The organism is Streptomyces sp. NPDC060205, assembly GCF_042728395.1.
Lineage (GTDB): Bacteria > Actinomycetota > Actinomycetes > Streptomycetales > Streptomycetaceae > Streptomyces.
Genome location: NZ_JBHWZP010000360.1, coordinates 1 through 8,998 on the forward strand (window position 1 = coordinate 1; position 8,998 = coordinate 8,998).

The following is an 8,998-nucleotide window of genomic DNA, read 5'->3' on the forward strand; positions in this document are numbered from 1 at the left end:
CCGCGTTCCCCGCGCGGCTCAAAACCAAAAGACTGCGCAGTTCCCCGCGCCCCTGGGTGGGACGGGGCGGAGCCCCTCCCCGAGGGGCGCGGGGAACGGCGCGAGCAACCCCCACCGTCCCGCAGACGAACGCGGTTGTTCAGGGGCGCGGGGAACTGCGCAGTCTTTTGGTTTTGAGCCGCGCGGGGAACGCGGCGCCCGGCCCCGCTTCTTCAGGGGCGCGGGGAACGGCGCAATCTTTTGCCCTTAGGGGCGCGGGGAACTGCGCAGTCTTTTGGCTTTGAGCCGCGCGGGGAACGCGGCGCCCGGCCCCGCTTCTTCAGGGGCGCGGGGAACTGCGCGGCCAGCCGCAGTGCACCCGCGCCCGGAGAAACGAGCCCAACCACCCCCTCAGCTGGAGCGCCGCTCAACCGCCAACCGCAACGCCGCGCGCAACCGCCCCACCCCCCACCCCTCCCGCAGAGCAACACGCACAACATCCGCCTGGGACGCCGGTGCCAGCCCGGCGACCGGCGGATCGGAGTCCAGGTTGGTCGGGAAGGGATACCCCTCCGCACTGGCCGCCACCACCGCCTCCAGCCACGCCGCCCCCGCCCCCGCCGCGGCCCGAGCGACCAGCACGGGATAGACCGCGTTCACCACGGCCTCCCGGTCGACACTCTCCATCGCCCGCCCGAACGCGGAGGACACCTGCAGCAGATTGGCCATCCGCCGGATGTCCGCCGACGTGTTGTGCCCGGCGGCATGGAACAGCGCGGGGTTGAAGAACACCGCGTCCCCCGCAGCGAGCGGCAGTTGCACGTGGTGCGCCTCGAAGTACTCGTGGAACTGAGGCAGCCGCCAGGCGAGATACCCCGGCTCGTACTTCTGTGAGTGCGGCAGGTACATCGTCGGCCCGGACTCGACGGGCATGTCGCAGTGGGCGACCGCGCCCTGCAGCGTGAGCACCGGCGACAGGCGGTGCACATGCGCCGGGTACGCGGCGGCGGCCTCGTTGCTCAGGAAACCGAGGTGGTAGTCGCGGTGCACGGTCTGCGCGGCCCCGCCCGGATTCACGACGTTGACCTGGGAGGTGACCTGGTAGCCGGGCCCGAGCCAGGCCAGGGACACCAGGGCGAGGAGGTCGTTGGCGTAGTAGTCGGCGAACGCCTCCGGATCCAGCAGGGCCGCCTTCTCCAGGGCGTTCCAGACCCGGTCGTTGGCGCCCGGCTTCGCGAAGTGGTCGCCCGCGACGGCCCCCGAGGCGCGCTGCTCGGCGATCAGGGCGTCGAAGACCCCGGTCGCCCGGTCGAGGACCCCGCGGTCGGGGAAGGCGCCTTTGAGGACGACGATGCCGGGGCCGTCGGCGAGCGCCCGGACCAGCTCCGCCTGTACGTTCCGGCGGCCTCCGGACGTTCGCACCTCGGCGCGCAGGCGATCGCTGTCGTACAGCAGGACGTTCCGCTCGACGGCGGCGGCGTACGGGTAGTCGGCCGGGTCGGTGTCCCGCTCGACCAGTTCACGGAATGCGTCGAGGTCGCAGTCGTCCACGGACAGCCAGGTGCGGGGTCCTGAAAGGGTGCTGGACATCGTCGTCCTTTCGGGGTGGTCCTTGCGGAGATCGCGGCGAACCGTTCGGTTTCGCGGCGACGCGTAGCAGTCATTCTCATGACGCCCCACCCCTCAAGCAATCGTCACCGAACCATCAAAAACCCCTCAGGGACACCGTCCTCAGCCGTTGGGGCGCAGCGTCCAGACGACGGTCATCTCGCCGGTGACGGCGCCGTCCTCGCGCCGGATGGCGACGGTCACCGGGAACTCGGGGCGCAGGCCCGCGTCGAGTTCGGCGACGACGTCGGCGGCGGGCCGGCCCAGGGTGGCAGTGGCCGTGACGGGGCCCCTGGCCAGCTTCTTGAACGCGATCTCGGCGGTCACGGGCAGGGGTACGGCCCGGGCGAGCTGGTCCCCGAACGCGGCCAGCACGACCGCCCCGCTGGCCGACTCCCCCAGGGTGAACATCGCACCGGCGTGGGGCCCGCCCACGTGATTGTGGTACTCGCTCTGGTCGGGCAGTGCGAGCACGGCCTTCTCCGGGGTGGTTTCGAGGTACTCCAGGTTCAGGGTCCTGACCATCGGCACGGTGGCGGCGAGCATCTCGCCGACAGACATCTGATCTGCGCTCATGGCCGCACGTTACCCGCGAGTAGCGAATCTTGAACAGGCTCCCGGACGGGATCTCGAACACACGGCGCCCGCCCTCACGGGTCATCCGGTACGAGCCCGGGGGTGATCCGGTACGTGCCTGATGAGGGGCAGTGACCCCATCGTGTCCCGTGCGGCACTAGGGTTACTGGCCATGTGGCCAGGAAATCAGCCGCCCGGGGGCGAGCAGAACCCGCAGGACCAGAACCAGAACCCGTACCAGCAGCCGGGGTACCAGCAGCCGAATCCGTACCAGCAGCCCGGATATCAGCAGCCCGGGTACCAGACCGGACCCCAGCCGCAGACCCCGTACACGCAGCCGGGGCAGCTCGGCTGGACCGCGCCCGGTGCGCCGCAGCCCCCCGAGGGCGGCGGCGGCAGGAACCGGACGAAGGTCGTCGCGATCGTGGCCGCCGCGGCCGTCGTCGTCGCGGCCGGTGTCACGGGCGTGCTGGTCCTAGGCGGCGACAAGGACGACGAGGCCGGCGGCGACAAGGACGGCAAGGCGAAGCGGCCCTCGTCCAGCGCGACCAAGGACCCGAGCGGGTCCGCGTCCGCGTCCGCCGAGGAGGACAACCCGCGCGGCACGGACGCCGAGAAGCCGACGGTCGCGGGCTGGAAGGTCGTCATCAATCCCCGCTTCGGCACGATGTTCGACGTGCCCGCCGAGTGGGAGATCGAGAGCACCGACACGAGCGTCGGCTTCGAGTGGGAGGAGAAGGGCAAAACCGACCGCACCACGGTCACCGCCCCCGCCTACCTCAAGTCCAAGTGGTGCACCAGCGACAGCGACAAGGACGGCCGCGAGGAGGACACGGCGCTGGTCACCGCCGGAACGCGCGGCGAGAACGGCGCCAAGGACTCGGCCGAGGCGGCCGAGACCCGCGTACCGTGGTGGATCTTCGGTGGCTACACGCAACCCGACAAGAAGAGCGTGAAGTGGGACAAGGCGAAGGACTACACGACGAAGTCGGGTCTCAAGGGCAGCGTCGCCAACGCGCACTCCAGCAACACGCCGCAGAACGGGAAGTGTGACAGCGAGGGCAAGGCCATCACCTTCGCCTTCAAGAACGGCGCGGGCGACTACGTCACGTGGAACCTGTTCGGCGCCCAGGGTGTCGACGACGAGATCCCCGACGCGACCGTCCAGAAGATCCTGAGCACCGTGCGGCTGACCAAGGACGCCCCCACGGACGGCTGAGACCGTGCAGGAACCATTCGCCCTGCCGCCGGAGCGCGCGGCGGGGCGTGGCGGGCCGTGGCGGTGGGATGCGGCCACCGGCCCAGAACAGACCGGCCCGGAACAGGCCGACAATCAGTTTGGCAAGTCGGCCCGTCGGCGGGGATAGTCGCCAGGTGAAGCCCGCCGCCGACTCCTCCGCCAGACTGCGCCGCCCCTCCTGGGCGGGCCGCAACTACACCCTGCTGACCGCCGCCGCGGTCGTGACGAACCTGGGCAGCCAGGGTGCGTTGATCGCGGCGGCGTTCGCCGTCCTGGACGAGGGCGGCGACGGCGGCGACGTGGGCCTGGTGGCGGCGGCCCGCACCCTGCCCCTCGTCCTGTTCCTGCTGATCGGCGGCGCGGTCGCGGACCGGCTGCCCCGGCACCGCGTGATGGTCGCGGCCAACACCCTCAACTGCCTCTCCCAGGCGGCCTTCGCGGCCCTCGTGCTCGCCGGTGAGCCGCAGCTGTGGCAGATGATGCTCCTCACCGCGCTCGGCGGCACCGGCCAGGCGTTCTTCAACCCCGCGGCCGAGGGCATGCTGCTCTCCTCCGTGAGCGGCAAGCAGGCCGGCCGTGCCTTCGCCGTGTTCCGCCTCGCCATGCACGGCGCGGGCCTCGGCGGCGCCGCGCTCGGCGGTGTCATGGTCGCGCTGGTCGGACCGGGCTGGGTGCTCGCCGTGGACGCGCTGGCCTTCGCGGTCGCGGGCGCCCTGCGGGCCTTCCTGGACGTCGGGCACATACCGCCCCGGGTGCCGGGCACCGGTCTGCTCACCGATCTGCGCGACGGCTGGCGGGAGGTCGTCGGACGGCCCTGGCTGTGGGCGATCGTCGCGCAGTTCTCGGTCGTGGTCGCCGTCGTCGGCGCCGCCGAGGCGGTGTACGGCCCGCTGGTCGCCCGGGACAGCCTCGGCGGTGCGGGTCCCTGGGGCCTGGCCCTCGCCGCGTTCGGCGCGGGCACGGTCGGGGGCGCGCTGCTGATGATGCGCTGGAAACCGCGCAGGCTCCTCCTCGCCGGCACGCTCTGCGTGTTCCCGCTCGCCCTGCCGTCCGCCGCGCTCGCCGTCCCGGCCCCGGTCGGCGTCCTGTGCGCGGTGATGTTCGTGACCGGCGTCGCCATCGAGGTGTTCGGCGTCTCCTGGATGACCGCGCTGCACCAGGAGATCCCGGAGGACAAGCTCTCCCGCGTCTCGGCGTACGACTGGTTCGGCTCGATCGCCATGGTCCCGCTCGCCACGGCCCTCGCGGGCCCGGCCGAGTCGGTCTTCGGACGTCCGGCGGCCCTGTGGGGCTGCGCGGTCCTGGTCGTGGTGGTGACGGCGGCGGTCCTGTTCGTGCCCGACGTACGCAATCTGACGCGGCGTACGAAGGAAGTGACGCAGGGGATCCCGGCGAAGAGCGAGCGGGCGAGCCCGGCGCACTCCGAGAACTGAGCGAGGCCGCGCCCCGACCGCCGATGGGGCCGCTCAGCCGATGCTGAACGCCCCGGACGGCGGCTCCGGCGACGGCACCGCGTCCTCGTCCCGTACGGGCTTCGCGTCCCCGATGAAGACCCGCAGCGTGTCCCCGTGTTCGACGCGCGCCGGAAAGGCGTCGGAGGCCGTGCGGCGCATGAGGGTGGCGGTGTCGAGCGGCCGGTGCGAGGCGACGAGCACCGCGTTCCCGAAGCGCCGGCCGCGCAGCACGCCCGGTTCGGCGATCAGCGCCAGTTCCTCGAACACGGTGGAGAACGTGGCGAGCTGGGAGCGCAGGAAGGCGAAGGGCGAGGCGTCGGCGAGGTTGGCCAGGTACACGCCGTCGCCCCGCAGGACGCGTACCGTCTCCCGCGCGTACGCCACCGAGGTCAGGTGTGCCGGTACCCGGGAGCCGCCGAAGACGTCGGCGATCAGGACGTCGGCCGAGGCGGCGGGGGCGTTTTCGAGCCAGGCGCGGGCGTCCGCGCCGTGCAGTGCGATGCCGGCGTCCTCAGGGACCGGCAACTGCTCGACGACGAGGTCCAGGAGCCCGCGGTCGGCCTCCACCACGTCCTGCCGGGATCCCGGCCGGGTCGCGGCGAGATAGCGGGGCAGGGTGAGCGCCCCGCCGCCGAGATGGAGCGCGTCCAGCGGCAGCCCGGGCCGCGCGACCGTGTCGAGGACGTGCCCGAGCCGTCGCGCGTACTCGAACTCCAGGTACGTCGGCTCGTCGAGGTCGACGTACGACTGGGGTGCCCCGTCGACCGTCAGCAGCCAGGCCCGCTCGCGGTCGATGTCCGGCATCAGCTTGGCGGTCCCGTGATCCACGGTCCTGGTCACGGGTATCGGCTCGTCCACGCCCCCATTGTGCCGGTGCCGCGCGGGTGCCCGCCCGCCTTCCGCACGGAAGGGTCCGTACGGAAGGCGGGCGCCTGCCCGGCCGCGAGCGGGCGCCGCCGGTTCAGCCGACGGCGGTCACCGTGCCGGCGCCGACCGTACGGCCGCCCTCGCGGATCGCGAAGCCCAGGCCCGGCTCCAGCGGCACGTCACGCCCCAGCTCGACCGTCATGGTGACGGTGTCGCCGGGCCGCGCGACAGCGCTCTCGCCGAGGTCGACGTCACCGACGACGTCCGCGGTGCGGATGTAGAACTGCGGCCGGTAGCCGGTGGCCACCGGCGTCGTCCGCCCGCCCTCGCCCGCCGACAGGACGTAGACCTGCGCGGAGAAGCGCCGGCCGGGGACGACGCTGCCGGGCGCCGCGACGACGTGCCCGCGGCGCACGGCGTCGCGCGGGACGCCGCGCAGCAGCAGCGCCACGCTGTCGCCGGCCTGCGCCTCCGCCATGGGCCTGCCGAACGTCTCCAGGCCGGTGACCACCGTGTCCACGGCGGCGCCGAGCACTTCGACACGGTCGCCCACCCGGATCGTGCCGCGCTCGACGGCCCCGGTGACGACCGTGCCGCGACCGGTGATGGTGAGCACGTTCTCCACCGGCAACAGGAACGGCGCGTCCACGTACCGCTCGGGCATGGGCACGTACGTGTCCACGGCGTCCAGCAGCGCGCCGATCGCCTCGGTCCACCGGGGGTCGCCCTCCAGCGCCCTGAGTCCGGAGACCCGTACGACCGGTACGGAGTCGCCCCCGTAGCCGTGCGAGGTCAGCAGCTCGCGGACCTCCAGCTCCACGAGGTCGGTCAGCTCCTCGTCGCCTGCGTCCGCCTTGTTGAGGGCGACGACGATGTGGTCGACGCCCACCTGCCGGGCGAGCAGCACGTGTTCGGCGGTCTGGGGCATGATCCCGTCGAGCGCGGAGACCACGAGGATCGCCCCGTCGAGCTGGGCGGCGCCCGTGACCATGTTCTTGACGTAGTCGGCGTGGCCCGGCATGTCCACGTGCGCGTAGTGGCGGGTGTCGGTCTCGTACTCGACGTGCGCGATGTTGATGGTGATGCCGCGCGCGGCCTCCTCCGGCGCCCGGTCGATCCGGTCGAACGGTACGTAGGTGCCGGAGCCGCGCTCGGCGAGGACCTTGGTGATGGCGGCGGTCAGGGTGGTCTTGCCGTGGTCGACATGACCCATGGTGCCGATGTTCAGATGCGGTTTGGTGCGCACGTAAGCCGTCTTGGGCATGGCAGGGCCTCGAAGCCTCTTCGGTGTCAGCGGAGCTGAGTGGTGGTCCCGGCGTCGATACGGCCGGGACGGGGACCCCGAGGTCCTGCCGACCCTCCCCCTGCGGGGTCCGCCGGACGATCCGGGAAGGGTCAGCTTCGGGTGCCTGCCGCGGCGGCCACGGTGTTCGGGACGGCAGCCTTCAGCGCATCCGCGACCGCGGATGCTGCGTGAGGGAAGGCGTACCGGAACATGAGGCGATCATCGCTGACGGGGCGGCCCGCGTCGAATGGTTTTCCGCACCCTCGGCCGCGTCCTCGGCCGCGCCCTGGGGCCCGCCGTCCGGTGCCCGCCGCCCCCTCGGTCAGGCGCCGATGTTCTTCAGCGCCTCGCGCACGGACAGCGGCGAGAGCCGGTCCCGCTCACGGGCCACGAAGTCCCGTACGGCGCCGGGATCCGTCCTGGCGTACTCGCGCAGGCTCCAGCCGATCGCCTTGCGGACGAAGAAGTCGGGATGCCCGGACCTGCGGACGCAGTAGGCGAAGAGGCGTTCGCCGTCGGTGGCCTCCTTGTACCGGAGCTGGTGGAGGAGGGCGGTGCGGGCGACCCACAGGTCGTCGTCCTCGATCCACTCGTCCATGTCCGCCCGCAGCTTCGGATCGGCCGCGACGAGGCCGCCGACCACATGGGCGGCGAGCAGGTCGACGGTGTCCCACCAAGCGGCCGTGGAGACGAGACGACGGGCCACGGGCAGGAATCCGGACGAGAGACGCCTCACATACCGGCGCAGATAGTCGACGGCGAAGTACTGGTACTCGCGCTCCGGCAGCCGCCAGCAGCGCAGCGCCACCGCCGTGCAGTCCGCCTCGTCCGGCACGGGAGTTCCCCGCAGCACCGTCCGGGAGAGCGCGCGGCGATCAGGCGTGGTCAGGCCGAGGAAAGGGGCGACGCCCTTCATGTACGCGGCTGCCGTCACGGCCCGTTCCGGGTCGGCCGCGGCGGGGTAGGAGACGGTCAGCCGCGCCAGCAAGGTGTCCGCGAGAACGCTGTGCGGCGGCCCCGAAAGGCCATCCTGCGTTCCGGAAGCTGTGACGCCCATGAGACGAACCATACGGCGAACACACACATGGGTCAGTTAGTGTCACCGGATGCTCGATGCCACCACCCGCTCTGGGGGCACCGCCACGGTCAGTCCCCCACTCCCCGCAACGGAACTCGTCCCCGTCGAGTTCACCGCCGCGCCGACAGGCCTGGCCGCCCGCGTCACGAGAGCCCTGTTCTCGCCGTGGGCCCGGCTCTCCCTGCTGGTCGCGCTGCTGCTCTCGGCCGCCGGGACGGTGCTGCTGTTCGAGCCACAGAGACTGCTCGCCGACGGCTGGCCGCCCCAGCTGACCGGTGCCGCGGCGGCCCTGGTCTTCGCGGTCGCGTACGGCCTGTGCACGGTGGCGTTCGTGCCCCGGCCGATCCTCAACCTCGGAGCGGGTGCCCTCTTCGGCTCGCAGCTCGGGCTCGGGACCGCGCTCGCCGGTACGGTGCTGGGGGCCGGGCTCGCCTTCGGGCTCGGCCGGATGCTCGGGCAGGACGCGCTGCGACCCCTGCTGCGCGGCCGGTGGCTGAAGGCCGCGGACGGGCAGCTCAGCCGGCACGGGTTCCGCTCGATGATGGCCGCGCGACTGTTCCCCGGGGTGCCGTTCTGGGCCGCGAACTACTGCGCGTCCGTGTCGCGGATGGGATGGCTGCCCTTCCTGCTCGCGACGGGGCTGGGCTCGATCCCCAACACCGCCGCGTACGCCGTGGCGGGGGCGCGTGCCTCCGCGCCGACGTCCCCCGCGTTCCTGGTCGCGATGGCCTTCATCGCGCTTCCGGCGCTGGCCGGCGCGATCGTGGCCTGGCGCAAGCGGCATCATTTGCGGGCGCGCTGAATCCGGGGTGCCCGGGCGACGTCGTCGGGTGCGGGTCGGTGGGGGTCGGCCGCGCAGTTCCCCGCGCCCCTGAAAAGCGGGGCTGCGCCCCTGCTTTTCGTCTTTGGGC

The 8,998-nt window shown here is 72.4% G+C and carries 8 protein-coding genes; 3 read left to right on the forward strand and 5 right to left on the reverse strand.

The window, feature by feature from the left end; all coding sequences use genetic code 11:
- Positions 1-390: 390 nt before the first annotated feature.
- Both ACFWGJ_RS37705 and ACFWGJ_RS37710 read right to left on the reverse strand, forming a co-directional pair.
- Entirely contained in the window at positions 391-1,569 is a 1,179-nt protein-coding gene (locus ACFWGJ_RS37705; RefSeq protein ID WP_387333478.1) for a phytanoyl-CoA dioxygenase family protein, read from the reverse strand.
- A gap of 141 nt (positions 1,570-1,710) precedes the next feature.
- Positions 1,711-2,148, reverse strand: coding sequence for a DUF4442 domain-containing protein (locus ACFWGJ_RS37710; protein WP_387333485.1), 438 nt, complete (start codon positions 2,146-2,148; stop codon positions 1,711-1,713).
- Between the two features lie 187 nt (positions 2,149-2,335).
- Between ACFWGJ_RS37710 and ACFWGJ_RS37715 the strand changes: the two genes are divergently transcribed.
- On the forward strand, positions 2,336-3,382 hold the full coding sequence (locus tag ACFWGJ_RS37715) for a hypothetical protein (protein WP_387333479.1): 1,047 nt from the start codon (positions 2,336-2,338) through the stop codon (positions 3,380-3,382).
- A gap of 119 nt (positions 3,383-3,501) precedes the next feature.
- Positions 3,502-4,836, forward strand: a complete 1,335-nt coding sequence (locus ACFWGJ_RS37720; RefSeq protein ID WP_387333480.1) for an MFS transporter — start codon at positions 3,502-3,504, stop codon at positions 4,834-4,836.
- Between the two features lie 33 nt (positions 4,837-4,869).
- Here the strand turns inward: ACFWGJ_RS37720 and ACFWGJ_RS37725 are convergent, their stop codons facing one another.
- The 3 genes from ACFWGJ_RS37725 to ACFWGJ_RS37735 all read right to left on the reverse strand — a co-directional run bounded on the left by ACFWGJ_RS37725 (position 4,870) and on the right by ACFWGJ_RS37735 (position 8,066).
- Complete coding sequence (locus ACFWGJ_RS37725; protein ID WP_387333481.1) at positions 4,870-5,715, reverse strand: spermidine synthase; 846 nt, start codon at positions 5,713-5,715, stop codon at positions 4,870-4,872.
- Between the two features lie 103 nt (positions 5,716-5,818).
- Positions 5,819-6,988 carry an elongation factor Tu gene (tuf, locus tag ACFWGJ_RS37730; protein ID WP_387333482.1) on the reverse strand — a complete coding sequence of 390 codons (1,170 nt, stop codon included), beginning with the start codon at positions 6,986-6,988 and terminating at the stop codon, positions 5,819-5,821.
- A gap of 343 nt (positions 6,989-7,331) precedes the next feature.
- Entirely contained in the window at positions 7,332-8,066 is a 735-nt protein-coding gene (locus tag ACFWGJ_RS37735) for a DNA alkylation repair protein (protein WP_387333483.1), read from the reverse strand.
- A 49-nt stretch (positions 8,067-8,115) separates the two neighbouring features.
- Between ACFWGJ_RS37735 and ACFWGJ_RS37740 the strand changes: the two genes are divergently transcribed.
- Positions 8,116-8,889 carry a TVP38/TMEM64 family protein gene (locus ACFWGJ_RS37740; RefSeq protein ID WP_387333484.1) on the forward strand — a complete coding sequence of 258 codons (774 nt, stop codon included), beginning with the start codon at positions 8,116-8,118 and terminating at the stop codon, positions 8,887-8,889.
- Positions 8,890-8,998 lie beyond the last annotated feature (109 nt).